18 protein-coding genes and 1 pseudogene are annotated in these 20,513 nt (G+C 64.7%); 11 read left to right on the top strand and 8 right to left on the bottom strand.

Annotated features, from left to right (window positions below):
- Positions 1-83 precede the first annotated feature (83 nt).
- On the bottom strand, positions 84-1,709 hold the full coding sequence (locus tag BRAGE_RS0141640) for a glycosyltransferase family 39 protein (RefSeq protein ID WP_027561928.1): 1,626 nt from the start codon (positions 1,707-1,709) through the stop codon (positions 84-86).
- A gap of 114 nt (positions 1,710-1,823) precedes the next feature.
- Here BRAGE_RS0141640 and lepA point away from each other — a divergent pair, with 114 nt between their 5' ends.
- The 5 genes from lepA to BRAGE_RS58115 all read left to right on the top strand — a co-directional run bounded on the left by lepA (position 1,824) and on the right by BRAGE_RS58115 (position 7,591).
- Positions 1,824-3,635, top strand: coding sequence for a translation elongation factor 4 (gene lepA / locus BRAGE_RS0141635; RefSeq protein WP_027561927.1), 1,812 nt, complete (start codon positions 1,824-1,826; stop codon positions 3,633-3,635).
- 469 nt (positions 3,636-4,104) lie between these two features.
- Positions 4,105-5,325, top strand: coding sequence for an MFS transporter (locus BRAGE_RS0141630; RefSeq protein WP_027561926.1), 1,221 nt, complete (start codon positions 4,105-4,107; stop codon positions 5,323-5,325).
- Positions 5,326-5,335: 10 nt separating this feature from the next.
- A complete protein-coding gene (locus BRAGE_RS55440; RefSeq protein ID WP_141263303.1) occupies positions 5,336-5,656 on the top strand; it encodes a hypothetical protein in 321 nt (106 codons plus the stop codon).
- 348 nt (positions 5,657-6,004) lie between these two features.
- The gene (locus BRAGE_RS0141625; protein WP_035732006.1) at positions 6,005-7,189 is read left to right on the top strand and encodes a GNAT family N-acetyltransferase; all 1,185 of its coding nucleotides are present in this window, start codon (positions 6,005-6,007) and stop codon (positions 7,187-7,189) included.
- A 150-nt stretch (positions 7,190-7,339) separates the two neighbouring features.
- Positions 7,340-7,591, top strand: coding sequence for a DUF6894 family protein (locus tag BRAGE_RS58115; protein ID WP_028146499.1), 252 nt, complete (start codon positions 7,340-7,342; stop codon positions 7,589-7,591).
- A gap of 144 nt (positions 7,592-7,735) precedes the next feature.
- Here the strand turns inward: BRAGE_RS58115 and BRAGE_RS57815 are convergent.
- Together BRAGE_RS57815 and BRAGE_RS0141615 are read right to left on the bottom strand one after the other, a co-directional pair.
- Positions 7,736-7,867: pseudogene (locus tag BRAGE_RS57815) on the bottom strand (LysR family transcriptional regulator); the annotation flags it as partial.
- A gap of 153 nt (positions 7,868-8,020) precedes the next feature.
- Positions 8,021-8,710 (bottom strand): aspartate/glutamate racemase family protein, encoded by a 690-nt coding sequence (locus BRAGE_RS0141615; protein ID WP_028146498.1) that lies wholly within the window; start codon positions 8,708-8,710, stop codon positions 8,021-8,023.
- Positions 8,711-8,882: 172 nt separating this feature from the next.
- Here BRAGE_RS0141615 and BRAGE_RS51040 point away from each other — a divergent pair, with 172 nt between their 5' ends.
- Positions 8,883-9,335 (top strand): cupin domain-containing protein, encoded by a 453-nt coding sequence (locus BRAGE_RS51040; RefSeq protein WP_108914706.1) that lies wholly within the window; start codon positions 8,883-8,885, stop codon positions 9,333-9,335.
- Between the two features lie 192 nt (positions 9,336-9,527).
- Positions 9,528-11,060, top strand: a complete 1,533-nt coding sequence (locus tag BRAGE_RS0141605; RefSeq protein WP_027564250.1) for an FAD-dependent monooxygenase — start codon at positions 9,528-9,530, stop codon at positions 11,058-11,060.
- A 14-nt stretch (positions 11,061-11,074) separates the two neighbouring features.
- On the opposite strand, the gene BRAGE_RS0141600 is transcribed toward BRAGE_RS0141605, so the two are convergent.
- The 3 genes from BRAGE_RS0141600 to BRAGE_RS0141590 form a co-directional block, all read right to left on the bottom strand.
- Positions 11,075-11,491 (bottom strand): SRPBCC family protein, encoded by a 417-nt coding sequence (locus BRAGE_RS0141600; protein WP_027564249.1) that lies wholly within the window; start codon positions 11,489-11,491, stop codon positions 11,075-11,077.
- A gap of 231 nt (positions 11,492-11,722) precedes the next feature.
- On the bottom strand, positions 11,723-12,241 hold the full coding sequence (locus tag BRAGE_RS0141595) for a hypothetical protein (RefSeq protein ID WP_027564248.1): 519 nt from the start codon (positions 12,239-12,241) through the stop codon (positions 11,723-11,725).
- Between the two features lie 6 nt (positions 12,242-12,247).
- A complete protein-coding gene (locus tag BRAGE_RS0141590) occupies positions 12,248-13,201 on the bottom strand; it encodes a tetratricopeptide repeat protein (RefSeq protein ID WP_027564247.1) in 954 nt (317 codons plus the stop codon).
- Positions 13,202-13,424: 223 nt separating this feature from the next.
- Here BRAGE_RS0141590 and BRAGE_RS0141585 point away from each other — a divergent pair, with 223 nt between their 5' ends.
- Positions 13,425-13,694 carry a hypothetical protein gene (locus BRAGE_RS0141585; RefSeq protein ID WP_027564246.1) on the top strand — a complete coding sequence of 90 codons (270 nt, stop codon included), beginning with the start codon at positions 13,425-13,427 and terminating at the stop codon, positions 13,692-13,694.
- A gap of 82 nt (positions 13,695-13,776) precedes the next feature.
- On the opposite strand, the gene BRAGE_RS51035 is transcribed toward BRAGE_RS0141585, so the two are convergent.
- Positions 13,777-15,366 carry an amidase family protein gene (locus BRAGE_RS51035; protein WP_231164164.1) on the bottom strand — a complete coding sequence of 530 codons (1,590 nt, stop codon included), beginning with the start codon at positions 15,364-15,366 and terminating at the stop codon, positions 13,777-13,779.
- 79 nt (positions 15,367-15,445) lie between these two features.
- Between BRAGE_RS51035 and BRAGE_RS0141575 the strand changes: the two genes are divergently transcribed.
- The 3 genes from BRAGE_RS0141575 to BRAGE_RS0141565 all read left to right on the top strand — a co-directional run bounded on the left by BRAGE_RS0141575 (position 15,446) and on the right by BRAGE_RS0141565 (position 17,952).
- Entirely contained in the window at positions 15,446-15,907 is a 462-nt protein-coding gene (locus BRAGE_RS0141575) for a GNAT family N-acetyltransferase (protein ID WP_027564245.1), read from the top strand.
- 278 nt (positions 15,908-16,185) lie between these two features.
- Entirely contained in the window at positions 16,186-17,343 is a 1,158-nt protein-coding gene (locus BRAGE_RS0141570) for an acyl-CoA dehydrogenase family protein (RefSeq protein ID WP_027564244.1), read from the top strand.
- Positions 17,344-17,547: 204 nt separating this feature from the next.
- A complete protein-coding gene (locus BRAGE_RS0141565) occupies positions 17,548-17,952 on the top strand; it encodes a hypothetical protein (RefSeq protein ID WP_231164431.1) in 405 nt (134 codons plus the stop codon).
- A gap of 109 nt (positions 17,953-18,061) precedes the next feature.
- Here the strand turns inward: BRAGE_RS0141565 and BRAGE_RS0141560 are convergent, their stop codons facing one another.
- Complete coding sequence (locus BRAGE_RS0141560) at positions 18,062-20,218, bottom strand: EAL domain-containing protein (RefSeq protein ID WP_027564242.1); 2,157 nt, start codon at positions 20,216-20,218, stop codon at positions 18,062-18,064.
- Positions 20,219-20,513: the final 295 nt, after the last annotated feature.

Below are 20,513 nucleotides of genomic sequence, written 5' to 3'. Positions count from 1 at the left end.
CCACCACGTCTCATGATTGTCGAAAGGTCGTGGGCACGGCGCTTCGCGCCTTTTCCCACCCTACGGCACTACGGCACCTTCGGTCACTTCGCCGGCGGGGCGATGTAGACGTTCCAGCTCATCGACGGGCCGGCCTTGCCGTGGGTGAAGCGGCGCGTCGTCATCACGATGCGCTCCGCATTCGGCGCGACCTCCGCCACCCATTTCTCGAACGCGGGCAGGCGGCCGTCGGTCGGGTCGAACACGCCGATGAAGCCGTACTTCTTCGCGTCCTCGCGCGAGGTCAGCCCGGAATCCCAGGCCTCCAGCGGCATCAACGCCGCCGGGTGATCCGCGCTGTAGAACACCAGCGGCTGGATCTGTTCCATGGTGCCGGCAACGACGGCCCAGCGCGAGCCGAAGCGGGTGTGCCAGGCCTGCGTCAATTCGCGCGCGAGATCCGAGCGCGCGCCATAGATCGCGGCGTTGCCGGCATTGGCCGCCATCTCGCGCGCGGCGATCCAGGGCGAAGCCGCCAGCGTCGCGACGCTCAGCACGAGCCAGATCGCGGCGATGTTGAACAGCACCGCGCTCTGCACCCGCAGCGCCGGGATCGCGACCAGCGCCACCGGCACCAGGAAGAACAGCGAGATGCCCCAGTCCGTCTTCATGTAGATGCTGAAGGCGAGCGCGCCGAGCGGCGGGCCGACCGCGACGATGATCTGGACGATCCAGACATTCAGCGCCTGCGCAACATTGACGCCGGGATTTTCGCCGCGCGCCCAGGCCCGCGTGACGATGCGCAAGGGCGCACGCACGAGCAGCCTGAGCCACGGCGGCACCAGCGCCATCGCGAGCGCAGCGAGCGCCACCGGCAGCGCCAGCAGCGCGAAATTATGCAGGGCATAGCCGGCCACGAGCTGATGCACGAGGCCAGCATCCTCGAGGCTGTAGGTGTCGCCGGCATAGGTCAGCGGCACGAAATGCGCCTCCGCCAGCCAGACGATGTGCGGGATCATCGCCACCACCATCGTCGCGATCGCCACCCACGGCGTCGGCGACAACAGGAACCTCATGCGATCCGGATGGATCAGCGCGGCAAGGCCGATGGCGCCGATCATGGTCAGCACCCAGTATTTGGTCATCAGCGCCAGCGCGCCGGCAAGGCCGAGCCAGACGCCGGATTGCCACGTCCGCTTCTCGAAGGCGTTGAGATAGGCCAGCACCAGCAGCGGCAGCGTGACGAGCTGGAGCAAATCCGCGTTGTACTTGAAACCCTTGAAATTGAAGATCGGGTAGAGCGCGACCATCACCACGACCAGGAACGCGCGCCGCGCATCCACCACGCGCAAGGCAACCAGCCAGCAGATCACCATGCCGACGCCGACGGTCGCCATCGCCAGCGCATAGGTCGCCCAATCCGCCGCCGGGAACACCTTGAACCAGAGCCCGGCGACCCAGCCCGACAGCGGCGGGTGCTTGCCGTAGCCCCAGAGGAATTTCTGGCCCCAGCCATAGGCTTCTGCGACGTCCATATGAACGTCCTGCGCTGCCTTGAGATTGATCAGGATGAAGGTCCACAGCACCGCGTGCAGGATCGCGAGCTGGATCACCAGCCACAGCCGCGCCTCGGGGCGGATCGCGCAGGCGACCAGCCAGGACCGGAAGCGGTTGTAACTCAAGCGGGTCTTCGCCCGCGCTCTGGCCGTGGGAAGAGAGGTGGTCGACATGGCCCGCTTGCTAGCGCGTTTTGGCCCCGCTTGGAATCAGCTTGGCGTGAACAAAGACCCTGAAAATACAGCAATATGGTTGCCGCACGGGGATGTGAGTGGTATCCCGCGCCCATGACGACCGTCCCCATTTCCAACATCCGCAATTTCTCCATCGTCGCCCATATCGACCATGGCAAATCGACGCTGGCCGACCGCCTGATCCAGATGACCGGCGGCCTCTCCGACCGCGAAATGGCGGGCAAGGAGCAGGTGCTCGATTCCATGGACATCGAGCGCGAGCGCGGCATCACCATCAAGGCGCAGACGGTGCGCCTGTCGTACCGCGCCAAGGACGGCAAGGATTACATCTTCAACCTGATGGACACGCCCGGCCATGTCGACTTCGCCTACGAAGTCTCGCGGTCGCTGGCGGCCTGCGAGGGTTCCCTCTTGGTGGTCGACGCCAGCCAGGGCGTCGAGGCGCAGACGCTCGCCAACGTCTACCAGGCGCTCGACAACAATCACGAGATCGTCCCGGTCCTGAACAAGGTCGACCTGCCCGCGGCCGAGCCGGAGAAGATCAAGCAGCAGATCGAGGACGTCATCGGCATCGACGCCTCGGATGCGGTGATGATCTCGGCCAAGACCGGCCTCGGCGTTCCCGACGTGCTGGAAGCCATCGTCACCCGCCTGCCGCCGCCGAAGGGCGACCGCGATGCAACCTTGAAGGCGCTGCTGGTCGACAGCTGGTACGACGTCTATCTCGGCGTCGTCGTGCTGATCCGCGTCGTGGACGGCGTCATGAAGAAGGGTAGCCGCGTGCGCATGATGGGCACGGGCGCGGCCTACGACGTCGAGCGCGTCGGCTTCTTCACGCCGAAGATGCAGCAGGTCGAGGAGCTCGGCCCCGGCGAGATCGGCTTCATCACCGCCGCGATCAAGGAAGTCGCCGACACCCGCGTCGGCGACACCATCACCGACGACAGGAAGCCGGTCGCCGACATGCTGCCCGGCTTCAAGCCGGCGATCCCCGTGGTGTTCTGCGGCCTGTTCCCGGTCGACGCCGACGACTTCGAGACGCTGCGCGCCGCGATGGGCAAGCTGCGCCTCAACGACGCCAGCTTCTCCTTCGAGATGGAGACCTCGGCCGCGCTCGGCTTCGGCTTCCGCTGCGGCTTCCTTGGCCTCTTGCACCTCGAGATCATCCAGGAGCGGCTGTCGCGCGAGTTCGATCTCAATTTGATCGCGACCGCGCCGAGCGTCATCTACAAGATGAAGCTCACCGACGGGACCGAGCTCGAGATCCACAATCCCGTCGACATGCCCGACGTGGTCAAGATCGCCGAGATCGACGAGCCCTGGATCGAGGCGACGATCCTCACGCCCGACGAATATCTCGGCAGCGTCCTGAAGCTGTGCCAGGACCGCCGCGGCTCGCAGAAGGAGCTCACTTACGTCGGCTCCCGCGCCATGGTGAAATACGACCTGCCGCTCAACGAGGTCGTGTTCGACTTCTACGACCGCCTCAAATCGGTCTCCAAGGGCTACGCCTCGTTCGACTATCATCTCACCGACTACAAGCCGGCCGACCTCGTCAAGATGCAGATCCTCGTCAACGCCGAGCCGGTCGATGCGCTCTCGATGCTGGTGCATCGCACCCGCGCGGAAGGGCGCGGCCGCGCCATGGTCGAGAAGATGAAGGAGCTGATCCCGCCGCACATGTTCCAGATCCCGATCCAGGCGGCGATCGGCGGCAAGGTGATCGCGCGCGAGACGGTGCGCGCGCTGCGCAAGGACGTCACCGCAAAGTGCTACGGCGGCGACATCACGCGTAAACGAAAACTTCTGGAGAAGCAGAAGGAAGGCAAGAAGAAGATGCGGCAGTTCGGCAAGGTCGACATCCCGCAGGAAGCCTTCATTGCCGCGCTGAAGGTGGACAGCTGAGACCGTCGTAGATCAGTTCGCCGACCTCGTGCCCGGGCCTGTCCCGGGCATTTTCGTTGTTGGAGCCGCGGAGAAGCCGACCGGACGACAAAAATGTCGAAAACAACCCCATGCACAGTAGACTTGTTCGGATTGATGATTTTTGATTTTCAGAATTGAGCTTGCTCCGTCGGGCAAAACAGGGGCATAATGCAATCCTCGCGGTGTGTGGCACATCGCCATTCCCAGGCACGCCAATTGGCGCGAGCCCGCAAGCCCTTCTCCGCATTGATGCTCCGCGATGGATTCCGGGCTCGCGCGTAGCGCGCCTGGCAATGACGATGCGGCGAAGAGCTTGATCATCGCGACGGGATAGATCGCGTTCACGGCAGGGTGGCAAAGCGCGTATAGCCGCCAGCCTTGCCCTCCGCCGCCCGATAGGCCACCATCCCAGCGCGCACCACCAACAAAACCAAGCGCGAGGAAACGCATGAGCAAGCCGTCGGGCTTCGACTATGGCTGGGTCATTGTCGCCGCGGGCGCGCTGATGACCTGTGTCGGGTTCGGCACGATGCTGTCGCTGGCGGTGTTCTTGCAGCCGATCTCGGAAGCGATGGGATGGTCGCGCGCCGGGGTGTCGGCAGCGGCGACGCTGGATTTCCTCTGCATGGGGGTGGCCGCGTTCCTGTGGGGCACGCTGTCGGACCGGTTCGGCACGCGCATCGTGGTTCTCGCAGGAAGCGTTCTGCTCGGGCTCGGTCTCGTCACCGCGAGCCAGGCGACGAGCTTGTGGCAATTCCAGCTCAGCTTCGGCGTGCTGATCGGGATTGCCGCCGGCAGTTTCTACGCGCCGATGATGGCGCTTGCGAGCGCGTGGATCGAGAGGAATCGCAGCCTTGCGGTGGCGCTGGTCTCCGCCGGCATGGGCGTGTCCCCGGTGACAATCGCGCCGACCGCAAGCTGGCTGATCACGGCCTATGACTGGCGCACCGCGATGCTGGTGATCGGCTGTGCTGCCTGGGCGCTGCTGATTCCAGCCTGCTTCCTGGTGCGTCCGGCGCCGGCAACGGCGGGCGCCGCCACCACAGACGCAGGACCCGAAGTCGAGCTGACAGCGGCGCAGGCGCTGCGCACGCCGCAATTCATCGCGCTCGCGGCCGCGCATTTCGCCTGCTGCGCCGCACATTCAGGCCCGATCTTCCACATGGTGTCTTACGCGATGGTATGCGGCATCGCGCCGCTGACAGCAGTGACGGTCTACAGCGTCGCCGGCGTCTCAGGCCTCGGCGGACGCCTGCTGCTCGGCGCACTCGCCGATCGCATCGGCGCAAAACCCGTGCTGGTCGGCGGCCTGTTCGTGCAGGCGATGTGCATCGCGACTTATCTCGCGGTGGCCCAACTCGGCGAATTCTATGCGCTATCGGTTGTGTTCGGTCTCGCCTATGGCGGCGTGATGCCGCTCTATGCGGTGCTGGTCCGCGAATATTTCGGCGCGCGCATCATGGGGACCGTGTTTGGCGCGGTGTCGGCGTTCGCGAGCCTCGGCATGGCACTCGGCCCCTGGGCCGGCGGGCTGGTGTTCGACAGTTTCCAGCAATACACGTGGCTGCATGTCGGCTCCTTCGCGATCGGGCTTGCCGCCGTTGCGGTGGCGCTGAGCTTTCCGACCAAACGGAGGCAGACACTCGGGCTTGGCCGCGCGACGGCGTGAGGAAGGACGCATGAGCAGGCGTTTGCTGCTGCTTTGGATCGTTCTTTCTTTGCTTTGGGGCTGTGTCGCTGGCTCGATGGCCATCCTTGTTTGGAAGGGAGATGCCCATGCGCGCGCTTACGAGCGCGCATCGGCTGCGGTCTGGGCCAAGTACGATAGTGACTGTGCGTCGTTCAAGACGAAGGCACCTTTGTGCGATTTTCCTCCCGCCAAGCCACCTGTTTCTGCGATTCCGAACTTCGCTTATCCAGCGGTGGTTTTGGGTCCTCCTCTCGTGCTCTTCTTCTTTGGCTGGGTGTGGCTCGGGGTAACTAGCGGCTTGCGCCGATAAACACACAGCGGCGAGCAAAGCGAAGTCCAATTACCGCTTTCTTCCCATCGAGGTAGCTCTAAATTTTTCACCCTGCATAGGAATATTTGCAACAATATAAGCGAGCGGCTGCCTCGCGATGCACGCCGACTTTCTGGGTGGCAAATGAGCAATTGGCGTGCATCCGTGCACCATAATTACAGGGTATTCATCCTCGACAACGAAGGCCACATCATCAACCGCGCGCACCTATCGTCGCAAAATGACGAAGCTGCAAAGGAACGCGCCAGGCACTTCGCCAGCTCCGGGCTGGCCGTGGAGTTGTGGGACGGCCCCCGCAGGATCGCGACCGCCATCGAAAGCCGGACGATGCGACCAATTGCGTGTTCGCGATCACGGCGCATCGCTACCGTCGACGTCGTCCACGATCTCGCTGCCGCTGAAACAGTCTGGCGCAGTCTTGAGAGTCCAAACCATTCCGCAACACCGTACCAACGGTTCGATTTTCTCGCCGCTTGGCAGCGGCAGGTCGGTGAGCGCGCCGGGCTTTCGCCGTTTCTCGTGATCGCCAGTGATGACGACGGCAGGCCGCTGGTCCTGCTGCCGCTCGTGTTACGAACGGTCCTCGGGATACGCTGCGCTTGCTTCATGGGCGGGAGCCATTCAACTCTCAATATGGGCCTGTGGGAACGCGACTTCGCGGCGGCAGCAACCGAACATGATCTCTACTCCTTGATAGCGATGCTCGCCGCGCGCGACGAAGCCGACGCGCTCGTGCTGCGCTCGCAGCCGACCTACTGGTTCGAACTGCAAAACCCGCTGAAACTGCTGCCTCACGAGCCCTCGACCTGCCCCTGCCCAGTGCGCACGATCGAGCCCCGCGCCACACCGGTGAGCCTGATCAGCGAAGCTCTCCGTCGCCGGCTGCAGCGCAAGGAGCGAAAGTTGCAACGGCTTGCCGGCTATCGCTATCATATCGCGTCTGATGACGCTGACATTACCCGCCTGCTCGACTGGTTTTTCCAGGTCAAGGCGCAACGAATGGCCCAAAGGAAGCAGCCATTCGTGTTCGCCGAACCTGGCGTGCAGGAATTCATTCGCGCTGCCTGCATAACTCGGCTGGCCGACGGCGGCCGCGCGATCGAAATCCATGCGCTCGAATGCGACGAGGAAGTGATCGCGGTCTTCGCCGGTGTCTCGGACGGCCACCGCTTCTCCATGATGTTCAACACCTATACCGTGTCGCAGAATGCGAGGTTTAGCCCTGGCCTGATCCTCATGCGCGAAGTTATCGATCATTTTGCGGGTCAGAACTATCGCGCCTTCGACTTCGGTGCCGGCTCGTATGATTACAAGCTGCTCTTCTGCAAGGACGAGGAGCCGATCTTTGACAGTTTCATCCCGCTCAGCGTGCGTGGCCGCTTCGCCGTCGGCGCGATGTCCGCCGTCAAGAAGGCTAAACGGTTTATGAGAAGTAATCCGGCGCTGCTCGACGTCGCTCGGAACCTGCGCAGCAGATTCCAGCGTGCAAGAACTTCCGAACAACTTCTCTGAGTTTCTTACTTCAACACTGCTAGTCAAGTTCTGACACACACGGACAGGCTGTCATCGACGCGACCATCGCCGCTACCCTGGGCAGATTGCAGGGAAAATACCTTCAAGGCTCTGGAAAACTCGGCGCTCACGTTTTTGGAGTGCTATGCGGTGCCGCGATACTTCTTCGACGTCAGGAGCGGATTGGCCTTCTACCCCGATGAGGAAGGCGTGGAATTGCCTTCGCAAGCAGATGCTGAGGCAGAGGCTCTAGATTCCCTGGCGCAATTGGCCCGCGATCTGGCGAAGGAAGCTCCAGGACAAGACCATCGGCCAGATGTTGCCATCGAGGTCAGAACAGCGTCAGGCCCGGTCTTTCAGGCTGCGTTGCTCTTCGCGGCTAATAGAACCACGTTGCAATAATGCGCTCGGGACGGAGTGATCGAGACTGGCGGCCGCACAGCGCTTCGGCGCGCTCACCGAAATCCGAACGAATGTCGGACCGGTCGAGCGGACATGTGACCTATGTCTGCAAGCGACCCAAAGCGGACGTCCAACGTCCGCCATTTATTGAGCTTCTACATAGCGAATAATGCTCTGGTTCTGAACGTTTGCGACCAGTTCATCCGCGCGGGACAAAAGCCGACGGAGCAAGGGTGATGGATTTGCCCGATTGTATCCCAGGGCGAGGTTCGTAGGATGGGTAGAGCGAAGCGAAACCCATCGCGCCGACGCGACATCTCACAGTTTTCGTCAAGTTGGTCCGATCGTGCGGATGGTGTTTGATGGGTTTCGCTTCGCTCTACCCATCCTACAAGTGCCAACGCCGGGATCCACCGAGTCAGATCATCCTCACCCGATCGCGAAATCGGCTGCGGTCTCCGCGTGGATCGCCGTCGTGTCGAATGTCTCGACCGTTGTGTCGTCCGCGCCGACCAGCATCGTGATCTCGGTGCAGCCGAGGATGATGCACTCGGCGCCCGCGGAGACGAGCGCCGCCATCACATCCTGGTAGCGGCGACGTGAAGGATCGGCGACGACGCCAAGGCACAGCTCGTCATAGATGATGCGGTTCACGTCGGCCCGCTCATCGGCGGGAGGCACGAGCACGTCGAGGTCGTGCGCGCGCAGCCGGTCGATGTAGAAGGTCTCCTCCATCGTGAACCTGGTACCGAGCAGCCCGACGCGCCGGTAGCCTTTGGACCGGATGCGCTCTGCCGTCGCGTCGCCGATGTGGATGAAGCGAATGGTCAGCTTCGACGTGATGTCGGGCGCCAGCTTGTGCATCGTGTTCGTGCACAGCGCGATCGCCCGCGCGCCGGCCTTTTCGAGGCGCCGCGCGACCTCGGCGAGGCTCCCCGCCGCTTCCGCCCAGCGGCCGGCATACTGCATCTCCTTGATCTCCTGGAAATCGTAGGAATACATCAGCAGCGGAGCTGAATGCAGCTTGCCCATGCGGTCGCGGACGCGCTCGTTGATGAGCTTGTAATAGAGCGCGGTGCTCTCCCAGCTCATGCCGCCGATCAGGCCGATGGTTCGCATCCTAGCGTCTCCGATGAATTGCGCGCTCGGATCGTAGACGAAGACGTGGAAGCTCGCCATCTCGATGCGGGGTGTAGGAACTTCCGCCAACAACCTTGCCGTTTATTAGGAATTCCGCGAAGCTGGGCAGCGTAAGGCGAGACGAACCATGATTTCAGGGAGGACGTATTCCATGAAGATCGTAGTGGCAGCCGATTTGGCGTCATCGTTGGTGTCGACCGCAAGTGCTCGGGACTCCCCGTTCCGCAAGGAGCTGAAGCGGGGCGACCTGACCGGCACCAACATGGAAATCATCACGAGCATCAGCGAAATAAAGCCCGGAGAGACGTCGACCCGGCACATCCACCATGGCGACGAATCGTATTACTTCCTCGAAGGCGGCACGATTGAGCTGCCGGACGGAAAGCAGGTGCCTATCCCAACAGGCTCTGTCGGCTTGAACGCAAGGGACGTACCGCACGGCGCCTACAGGGTCGTCGGTGACAAGACGATCAAGCTGCTGACCGTCCACATCGTCGACAAGGGCAAGCCGCTTTACGACACGCCGCCGAATAGCGCGGAAGATGGGATGAGCTCTGCGAAGCGCGGCCGGCCGCCCGTTGACGCAGCCGCGCCCCGACGCTAAATGGCCATGTCGGAAAAGGCAGACTTGGTCTGGTAAGCCCAAGTCCTCTCGGTAACGAAAGCTCTGGTCTTTGGCCTCGCGCCCGAGATCCCCACGACGAACAACGGTCGCCAGTCAGGCGATCCCTCGTTCGTCCGTGAGGTCCTCGGGTTCGGGAAACGCTCCGGTCGAACATCGACAACGGAGCGATTCATGCAAAATCCCGACACCATCCCCTATGACGTCATCATTGCCGGCGCAGGTCCGGTCGGCCTGTTCCTGGCCTGTGAGCTCAGGCTTGCGGGCTGCTCGGTGCTGGTGCTGGAGAAGGCGCAGGATCCGCATTCGCCGCTCAAGGGCCTGCCGTTCGGGCTGCGCGGGCTTTCGGTGCCGACCATCGAGAGCCTCGATCGCCGCGACCTGCTGGACGATCTCACACGCCGCGCCGCCGGCCGCGACACGCCGGCGGCCGCGCACTGGATGCAGCAGCAGCGCCGCCCGGGCGGCCATTTCGCCGGCATCCAGTTCTTCCACGACCAGATCGACAGCGCGCAATGGCCGTATCGCCTGCCCGGTCCGATCGGCAGCATCGCGGCCGACATGGCGAGCATCGAGGCCGTTCTCGCCATGCGCGCGGGGACGCTGGGCGTCGAGATCCGGCGCGGCTGCGGCGTCGAGGCTCTCACGCAATCGGACGATGGCGTCACCGTTGCAACGGCTGGCGGAATGGTCCGGGGTCGCTGGCTGGTCGGCTGCGACGGCGGACGCAGCATGGTGCGAAAGACCGCCGGTATCGGTTTCGCCGGCACCGATCCGGAATTCACCGGCTATTCCGCGCTGGTCGAGCTGGCCGACCCGGCCGCACTCGCGCCGGGCCGCCATTACACGGCGTCGGGCATGTACACCTATGCGGCGCCCGGCACGATCGCCATGGTCGATTTCGACGGTGGCGCCGCTCACCGTAGCGAACCGGACCGCGGCCATGTCGAGGCGGTGCTGCGCAAGATCTCGGGCCTCGACGTGAACGTGACGGCCCTTCAGCTCGCCACCACCTGGACCGACCGCGCGCATCAGGCGACCTGCTATCGCGAGCGCCGCGTCTTGCTGGCGGGCGATGCCGCCCATATCCATTCGCCGCTGGGCGGCCAGGGCCTGAACCTCGGCCTTGGCGATGCCATGAACCTCGGCTGGAAGCTCGCCGCGACCATTCGCGGCAATGCTTCGGCCGGCCTGCTCGACACCTATGCGGCCGAGCGGCAGCCGGTGGGAGCACAGATCCTCGACTGGTCGCGCGCCCAGGTCGCCCTCATGCGTCCGAGCAGGAGCTCGCGCGCGTTGGAGGCGATCATCCGCGACCTCATCGACACGCGCGACGGCGCGACCTATTTCGCCGAGCGCGTCTGGGGCGTCTCGCTCCGCTACGATCTCGGCGATGCCCATCCTCTGGTGGGCCGCAGCGCGCCCGATTTCGCACTCGCCGATGGAAGGCGGCTGGGCGAGCTGCTCAGGACAGGACGAGGGCTGCTGCTGGACTTCGGCGCCCAGCCATCGCTGCAGGCGCTTGCGCGCTGCTGGATCGGCCGGATCGATCATGTTGCAGGCGAGCCTGAGGATCGACTGGGGTTGAGCGCTTTGCTCGTGCGCCCGGACGGCATCGTGGCGTGGGCCGGCGGGGAGCCGCCTGACCTCGATGAAGCGGCTCGCGCTACGGTGCGATGGTTCGGTGAACCCGTGAGGCTACCGTAGCGCCCTGCAGGCCCTTACGACGCTTTCTGCTTCGCCGCGACGTAACGTGCAAAATTGTCGAGGATCGCCTGCCAGCCGCCCTTCTGCTGCTCGACCGAGTGAGTCTCTTCAGCATCGAAGACGACGCGGACGGTGACGCCCTTCGGACCGGGGACGAACTCGACCTCGGCCTTGCGATCGCCGAACGCATATTCGATCAGCTTGTGCTCGACGATCGTCGTGTAGGTGCCGGCGAAGTCAAAACCCATGCTGCCGTCCTTGGCCTCCATGCGCGACGAGAAGAGGCCGCCCTCCCGCAGGTCCACCGTCGCCTTGGTCGTGTGCCAATCGTCGGACGCGGCGTTCCACCTCACGATGTCGGCCGGCGTCGTATAGGCGCGCCAGACCTGATCGATGGGGGCGGCGACGCTGGTTTCGACGGTGATCCTCATGGGCATTGCTCCAGTTGCGGCTCTGATGGCTCGAATTGACGAAATCACTTTCACATGTGCCGGGTCCGTGTCCAGCACGTCCCGGGACGTGTCTCCCCAAGGACGATCGAGACCGGTCCGTGCCGACATGGTGCGGCCGTCAATTCGCAAAAAAGTTGGAAAAATGTCGTCGGCACGACTGCTCGCCGCCCGCTGGGGGCTGTCGGGGCGCATTGCGCTCCCCAGGCAACGCTATCGACGGGGCGCCGAGAGCTCGTAATTCACGCAGTCCATCTTGATGTCGTACGGACCCTGATAGATGCCGTCGCTGACCCACCGATAGACCTTGCGGTAGGTGGTGATCTGCTCCGAGCGCGGTTGATGGCCGGCCGGACGGTTGACATCGGAGATCGTCTTCGACGACGTCTCGGTCAGGGTCAGCTTCTCGTCGGGATGGTCGTCACGCTTGAACACCATCGTCGCGGCAAGCCCCGAATTGTTGTCGGTTGCGCTGAAGCTCGCGCTCAAAAGCTGATCGTTGACCGCCCCGAGCAGCGGCCCGCCGACCCAGCCCTTCGGCAACATGATCAGCGAGGAGCGATTGAAGATGATGACCGGTGCATCGCCGCTCGGCAGCACGCCCCGGCAGCCGTAACGCCATTCGCTGGCCGCGACCGGCGAAGCATTCGCCATGAACGCAAATGTGATCAGGCCAGAGAGAATGGAGCAAATCGGACGATTCTTGGCGATGGCGGAAATCAAGTCGCGCATGGCTGGTCAGATCGGCCTTGTCTTGCCTCGAATGGCCATCGACCGTTTCAGGACCTGTTGGGCATCGGCATAGCGCCCCTGATCCCGGTAGAGACCGGCGAGGTTCTCCAGCACCTCCGCCAGATCCGGGTGGTTCGGCCCGAGCATCTTCTCCATCGCGGCCGCCGATCGCTTGAACAACCGCTCGGCCTCGGTGTTGCGGCCCTGACGCGCGTAGAGCGCGGCCAGATTGTTCTGCGCCTGCGCGACGTCGGGATGATCGGGACCGAACGCCTTCTCGGTCACCGCCATCGCCCGCTTGAGCAGCCGCTCGGCATCGGCATAGCGATGCTGGTGGATGTAGGCATCGGCCAGATTGCTCATCAGCACGGTGGCTTCGGGATCGTCGGGGCCGAGCGCTTTCTCGAGGATGGCGAGCCCGCGCTTGAACAGCGGCACCGCCTGGTCGTACCGCCCTTCATTGCTGTAGACGGCGCCGAGATTGCTCAACGCCAGCACCACCGACGGATCATTGGTTTTCTCGCCAATGGCGATCGACCGCTTGAGCAGCGGCTCCGCTTCCGCGTAACGCTCTTCCGCGCGGTAGAGATCGCCCAGATTGTTCAGCACCATCGCGACTTCGGCATGATCCGGACCGAGCGTCCGCTCCCGGATCGCCAGCGCGCGCTTGTACAGCGGCTCGGCGACCGCGTATTGCCCGAGATTATAGTGGATCGTGCCGAGGTCATTCAGCGGCATCGCGACGTTCGCATCGTCGGGGCCGAACTCCTTCTCACGAAGGGCCAGGGATTTCTGGGCCAATGGCAGCGCTTCGGTGTACTTCCCGGCCCGGTAAAGCTGCTTCATCTGCCGCGTGAGCGTGCCCGCCTCGTCCTCTTCGGCATGGGACGGCGCGGCGAACGACAGGCTCAGGGCGAGCGCGGTGACCGCGACACGGATCGATGCTTTCAGGGCCTTCATCGCGCGCTCCTTCGTCGCGGCTTTTCGGGACTTACGCGCCGTTGGTGCGTCCGGAGGCCGGAGAGGTTCAATGCAGGCGCGGCGCCGGCGGACCCGATCACCGTCGGGGGACGCCGCGGCGGTTGAACCAACCGCAAATCCAGCCGCACCAAACCAGGTCGCACCAAAGCATCATCGTGCATCCCGCCGATCGATGCGCGACACCGATGAAACGGGTCCATGCATGCGGTTCTTCCTGTGTGAGGTCGTTGCTCGCATCGTCGCGATCTATCTGTGCGTCGATTGCGGCCGCATGCTGCGGGACGGCTATACGGAGCGCGAAATCAGGGCTTTCAGTCCCGATCTCGTGGACTGGCTGCTGGACTGGTCGCGACAGGTGGTCCAGAGGGACACCGCGCCGGTCTCCTACTGGATGGAAATGGGCCACCAGGCCGTGTGCCTCGCGGCGTGCCTCGTCGTTGCGATCTTCGGGTGGTGGCTGCCGAACGGCTGAGAGGCCCTTTGGCCGAACCCGATGTCACTGCACCTCAAGCGCGGGCAGACCGGGCGGCGGCTTGCGCATGTTCGACGCCTGTTCATAGGCGTAGGCGAGACGCAGCAGCTTGTGCTCGCTCCAGGCGCGGCCAGCGAAGGTGACGCCGAGCGGATAGTCGGGCGTGTCCTTTGCCGTCGGCTCCCGAGACGAAACCGCCCGGTACCGCGACGCTGGGATAGCCCGCCCTGGCGGCAATCGCCGCTCCGGTCGCGCCGGGGAACAGGACGGCGTCCAGCTTGTGCTGGTTCATGTAGGCGTCCATGCCGCGCGTCCTGGCGGTGAGGAGGTCCATCGCGCGCGCCGATTTGTACTCGCGCTCGCTCAAATCGCCCCTGGTGCTGTTGGCGGCGAGGAACAGGTCGTGGCCGAAGCGCAGCGCCTTGTCGGCATGAGCCTCGTTGAAGGCAACGATGTCCGCGATGGTCTTGATGTCGGTGTGGGTCGCCCAATCCTTCAGGTAGAGGTTGAGATCATGCTTCAGCTCGTAGAGGAAGACGATCCGCTGCACGACCGCATTGCCCTTGTTACCGCTCAGCGGATTGCGATTGAGCACGGCCATGATCGTGCCCGGTCCGCTCATCCAGCCCGCCGCCGACATGCTGGCCCGCACGATGACGGCGCCGAGATCCTCGAGCATCTTGATGGTCTCGGCCATTAACTTCGTAGCGTCAGGCGGAAGCTTGCCGTAGTAGGGATCGTTCAAGGGATCGGCGGGATCGCTCGGCACGCCGATGCGCGCGCCCTTCATCGCATCGCGTGCGAGGTCGGCGGTGTAATCGGCGGGCCTCTGCTGCCGCTCCGTCACGGGATCGAGGGGATCCTTGGCCGCCAGCACATTCAGCAGCATCGCTGCATCGCGCACGGTGCGCGTCATCGGCCCGGCGGTGTCCTGGCTGTGCGCGATCGGCACGATGCCGGCGCGGCTGATCAAACCAACGGTCGGCTTCACGGTGACGAGGCCATTGCGGCTGGCAGGGTGCAGCAGCGAGCCTGAGGTCTCGGTGCCGATCGAGGCCGCGCACAGGCCGGCGGCGACAGCTGCCGCCGAACCCGAGCTCGAGCCACCGGGGTCGACGACCGGGATGCCCCGATCATCCAGCAGCGTCGGCACGTAGGGATTCTTCACCTGGCCGCCGAGCGAGGAATAGCCCCCCGGCATATCGATCGCGAGGATGTTGGCGAACTCCGTCAGGTTCGCCTTGCCGAGGATCACGGCGCCGGCGTTTCGCAGCAGCTTGACGATGGTGGCGTCACCCTTGGCGCGCGCGCCGTCCAGCGCCAGCGAGCCCGCTGTGGTCGGCTGCTTGTCGCCGGTGGCGATGTTGTCCTTCAGCAGGATCGGCACGCCCGCGAGCGGCCGTTTGGCCGACGGCCTGACGCCGTCGAGCTTGCCCGCGATCGCGCGTGCGTCGGGATTGAGCGTGCGGACGGAATTGAGCATGAGCCCGTTGCGGTCATAGGCCGCGATGCGCGCAAGATAGGCCTCAGTCAGCGCCGTGGCGGTGACGTGCCCGCCCGCCAACGCATCGACGATGTCGCCCATGGATGCGTCCTCGAGCGTCAGCCCGGTCGCCACGGCGCGTGTGACGGCCGGGGCGGGGCGAGCGTCGCGTCGGGGTGGCTTCGTCATGCGGTGCCTCTTGGACGGTACCTTACGAATATGCTACCAACGGTAGCATTAACTGCGATTGCGCGACAAGCTCATGGCCATGAACTACACGATCCGGCCCGCACGCGAGGACGACGCAGCTGACATCAGCGGCGTGATCCTGCGCGCGCTGCGCGAAACCAACGCGAAAGACTATACCGACGAGATCATCGCGCGGGTCGCGCGCAGCTTCAGTCCGGACGCCGTGCGGCAGCTGATCGGAAGGCGCCGCGTTTTCGTCGCCAGCATCGGCAGCCGCATCGTCGGAACGGCAAGCCTCGACGGCAGCGTGGTGCGCACGGTCTTCGTCGCTCCCGACGTTCAGGCGCGCGGGATCGGCAAGCTGCTGATGGCGGAGATCGAGCAGACGGCGCGGGCGAGAAACATTCCCTCGCTGACCGTTCCTTCGTCGGTCACCGCCGAGGCTTTCTACGCAAAGCTCGGGTTCAGTGCCGTGCGCGACAGCTATCATGGTGACGAGCGCACGATCATCATGGAGCGGCGGCTGGATGATCCGACCTAGGCCGGTCTAAGCGCCGTCATCCTGAGGCGCGAGGCATGCGATGCGAACGCAGCGCAGGCCGAGCCTCGAAGGATGAACGGCCACGATGCAGCCGGGCCGTCGCCCTTCGAGGCTCGCCCAGCGGCGCATTCGCGCCGCTCAGCTCGCACCTCAGGGTGACGGGGGGGCAAGTTGGTGGCCTGCAAATCAGGCCCCGGATGTAATCTTGATCCCAGGCATCAAATAGATCACCATCGCGCATCTACCGCTCACGGCAGAAGGAGCGAGGAAGCGCAGCAATGAACGCAACTCCCGGAGTGGGCCTCATCGAGCGTACCCGCGCTCTCGCGCCGCTGATCGCGGGCGAGGCGGATGAGATCGAGCGGACGCGGCGGCTGACGCCGGCGGTCACCTCCGCGCTGATCGAGAACGGCCTCTATCGCGCGCTGCTGCCGCAAAGCCTCGGCGGCGCGGAAGCCCCGATCGAGAGCTTCATGCAAATGCTGGAGGAGGTGGCGAAGGCGGATGCGTCCACGGCCTGGTGCCTCGGCCAATGCAGCGTCTGCGCGATGATCGCGGCCTGGCTCGATCACGATACCGCGCAGGAGATCTTCAACACACCGCCCGGCATCCTCGCCTGGGGCGCGATCGCACACGAGGCGCGCGCCGTCGCGGGCGGCTATCGGGTCACCGCGCGCTGGGATTTTGCCTCGGGCTCGCGGCAGGCGAGCTGGCTGGGCGCGCATGTGCGCATCGTCGATGGCGACGGAGTGCCGCGCAAGAATGCCGAGGGATCGCCGGAGGTGCGCACCATCCTGTTTCCGGTCGCAAGCGCGGTGCTGCACGACGTCTGGCAGGCGATCGGGCTCGCCGGCACCGGCACGGATTCCTACGAGGTGCGCGACCTGTTCATCCCCGAGCGCTTCACCGCGTTCCGCGACGTGACGCCGGCGCTGCGCGAGCCGGGTCCGCTCTACAGGATCGGCACCGGCTCGACGTTCAGTCTCGGTTTTGCCGCGGTCTCGCTCGGCGTCGCGCGTGCCACGCTGGATGCGGCCATCGCGCTCGCGCGCGGAAAACATCAGTCGCTCGCGGCAAGCGCCATGCGGGACAACGGGGCGGTCCAGGGCCTGATCGGCCGCACCGAGGCGGATCTGCGCGCCGCGCGCGCCTATCTCTATGCGACGGCGAATGCGATGTGGCGCGATCTCGTCGCGACCGGCGAATTCAGCGCGGCGCATCGCAGCGCGGTGCGGCTCGCGGCGACCTGGACGATCCACCAATCGGCAAAGGTGGTCGACACCGCCTATCACATGGCCGGCGCGACGGCCGTGTTCCGCAGCAATCCGTTCGAGCGTCGCTTTCGCGACATGCATGCGATCGCGCAGCAGATCCAGGCGCGGGATACGCATTACGAGGATGTGGGGAAGGTGATCCTGTCGACGCCCGCGCCGTAGTCCGCTCGTCCTCTCAAGTTCGGCGCCATGTGGCGATCGCACCAGGGCGTGCAGGGCTGGATTTCCGGCGCTGCTCAACCCAATTTGATCATGCAGCTCAGCCGCTTGAAGTAGCGTATCGCAACGGCATCCGGTCCGGTGCATTCAGGGGATTGGCGACAAGCAAAGGGGGATGATATGCGTCGGATTCCAACCGTGATCAGTATGATCCTCTTCACGTTGGCCGTGGCAGATACCGCGTACGCGGAGCAGGTCTATTACCTTCACGACCCAGGCGGCAACACCGCCGCACACATCTACACATATACGCACGTCAATGCGGAATATGATCGCGTCGTGATCGATGGCCGCTGCAAATCGTCTTGCACGACGGTTCTTGGGGTCGTTCCGCTCAACAAGATCTGCATCACCCCGAGCGGCTACTTCATGTTTCACGCGGCGCATCACGGCGACCGCAGCATCAATCCGGGCGAGACTCAGCTGATGATGTCGTCCTACGCGCCCGAGGTTCGCGACTGGGTGATGAAGCACCACGCGCTCGACCAGGTTGACCCCTACACGTACCTGTACGCCAGGAACGTGACGTTCATCCGGCACTGTCCCCGGTAGGGTTGACGGCAACGCCGGTGAGATCGTCGGAAGACCTGTACCCCCTCACCCGGAATCCGCGCTATGCGCGCATTCCGACCTCTCCCCGCAGACGGGGAGAGGTGAAGCCTCACGCCACCAGCGCGGCGTCCTCGTCGACGGCATCGATGCCGCGTTGTGCGGCCAGGAGGCTGATGATCTCCGCATTCGGGCGGGCCTTGCTGAACAGGAAACCCTGCCCTTCGTCGCAGCCCTCGGCGCGCAGACAACTCAGCTCGGCTTCGGTCTCGACGCCCTCGGCGGTGATGGTGACACCCAAACCTTTGCCGAGACTGACGATGGAGCGGATGATCGCCTGCGCCTCGCGGTTGGCGCCGAGGTCGCGCACGAAGGACTGGTCGATCTTGATCTTGTCGAAGGGGAAGCTGCGCAGATAGCTGAGGCTGGAATAGCCGGTACCGAAATCGTCCATGGAGATGCGCACGCCGAGCGCGCGCAGCGCATGCAGCGTCGCCAGCACCTGGGCGCTCTTCTCCAGGAGCAGCGTCTCGGTGATCTCGAGCTCGAGCCGGCGCGGCGGCAGGCCGGACTGCTTCAGCGCGTCCGTCACCATCGAGAGCAGGTTGCCGCTGCGGAACTGCAGCGGCGACAAATTGACGGCGACGCGGACGTCGTCGGGCCAACTCGCGGCATCCAGGCAGCCCCGGCGCAGCATCAATCCGCCGAGCGGATTGATCAGGCCGGTGTCCTCGGCGACCGGGATGAACTCGGCCGGCGAGACCATGCCGCGCTCGGCATGCGGCCAGCGCACCAGCGCCTCGAAGCCGGTGATGCGGCCGCTCTGGAGATCGATCAGCGGCTGGTAATAGGGGCGCAGCACGTCGCTCTGGATCGCATCGCGCAGCTCGACCTCGATCTTGCGGCGGCTCTGCGCTTTCGCATCGAGCGCGGCCTCGAAGAAGGCGAAGCTGCCGCGCGCATCCTGCTTGGCGCGCGACAACGCCATGTCGGCGCTCTTGAGCAGCTTCTCGGAGTCATCGCCGTCGCCCGGCGCCATCGCGATGCCGATCGAGGCGCCGATCACCACGGAATGGCCGTCGAGCAGATAGGGGTCGGAAATGGCCTCCAGCAGGCGTTTTGCGAGGCCCGCCGCATCCTCGGGTCGCGTCAGCCCGCTCTGCACGATCGCGAACTCGTCGGAGTTGAGCCGCGCCAACGCGTCCTCTTCGCGCAGCGTCGAGCGCAGCCGTTTGGCGACGCCGCGCAAGAGCTTGTCGCCGATCGCATGCCCGAGCGTGTCGTTGACCGCCTTGAAATTGTCGAGCCCCAGCATCAACAGCGCGACCTTCTCGGCGCTGCGCCGTGTGTGCAGCAGCATCTCGTCGACCTGCTGGCGCAGCAGATTGCGGTTGGGCAGGCCGGTCAGGCCATCGTGCTGGGCCATGAAGGCGAGCCGCGCCTCGGCGCGCTTGCGCTCGGTGATGTCCATCAGCGCGAGCAGCACCGCGGGCCGCTCGGCATAGGTCAGTTCGCGCGAATAGATCGCAAGGTCGATCAGCGCGCCGTCGGCCTTGACGTGCTTCCAGGTGCGCGCGACCTGCTCGTCGCTGGAGCGATCGGAGGTCCAGGGTGGCTCGCTCTCGAAGGCCTGCAAGGCTCGGATCGTCAGCTTCTCGAACTCGGCGCGGCTATAGCCGTAATGCGCGATCGCGGCGTCGTTGACGCCGAGGATACGCTCGTCGTCCAGCGCACAGACGATCATGGGCACGGGATTGCCGTCGAACAGCAGGCGGAACGAGGCCTCGCGCCGCTTCAACTCGGTGATGTCGACGCGCAGGCCGACGACGCCGCCGTCCTCGGTGCGACGCTCCTCGATCAGGATGACGCGGCCGTCCGACAGCGTCTGCTCGTGGCGCTTGCCGGGCTCGTAGAGCTTTTTCAGCCGCTCGGCGATCCACTCGTCCTCGTGGCCGGCGGCTTCCGGATAGTCGCCGCGGGCGACGCCGACGCGCAGCGTGTCTTCCAGGCGCGCGCCCTCTTCGAACAGATCGGCGGTCTTGCTGTAGATCTCGGAATATTGCTTGTTCCAGAGGACGTAGCGGCCTTCGGGGTCGAGGATCACGATGCCCTGCGGCAGCAGGTCGACGGCCTGGCGCAGCCGCTCATGCGATTTACGCGCTTCGATGATGGCAGCTTCCGCGCGGCTCTGCACGAGCAGGTCTCGTTCGGCAGGGCGCACGCGCGTAAAGCGCGGCTTGCGAGGCTGTTGGCCAGCCCGGGCGAGCACATTGCGCTTTCGCTTTTTTGTTTTTTGGGACCCCAAACTCAACTTCACACGTCCTAGCCGCGCCCAGCGGCCGCAAGTGTTGGAGCAAGTGTCTGAAAAAAAAGTAATCTTGGGCGGCCCGGCCACGGCGGGCTCCGGTCCCGCATGCTCCCGTCTGCCTGTTTGCAGGGCGCAGGCCGCGTCTACGGACACACCAGGCCCACCGGCGCGTCGCAATCAGCACGCGATCTGGCGCAAAATTGCGCGCCTGCGTGAATCGTTTCCGGGATCGCGCGCGATTGCATGCGGGCCGGGT

The sequence above is a fragment of the Bradyrhizobium genosp. SA-4 str. CB756 genome, assembly GCF_000473125.1.
Classification (GTDB): domain Bacteria; phylum Pseudomonadota; class Alphaproteobacteria; order Rhizobiales; family Xanthobacteraceae; genus Bradyrhizobium; species Bradyrhizobium arachidis.
This window is presented reverse-complemented; position numbering and strand designations above follow the sequence as displayed.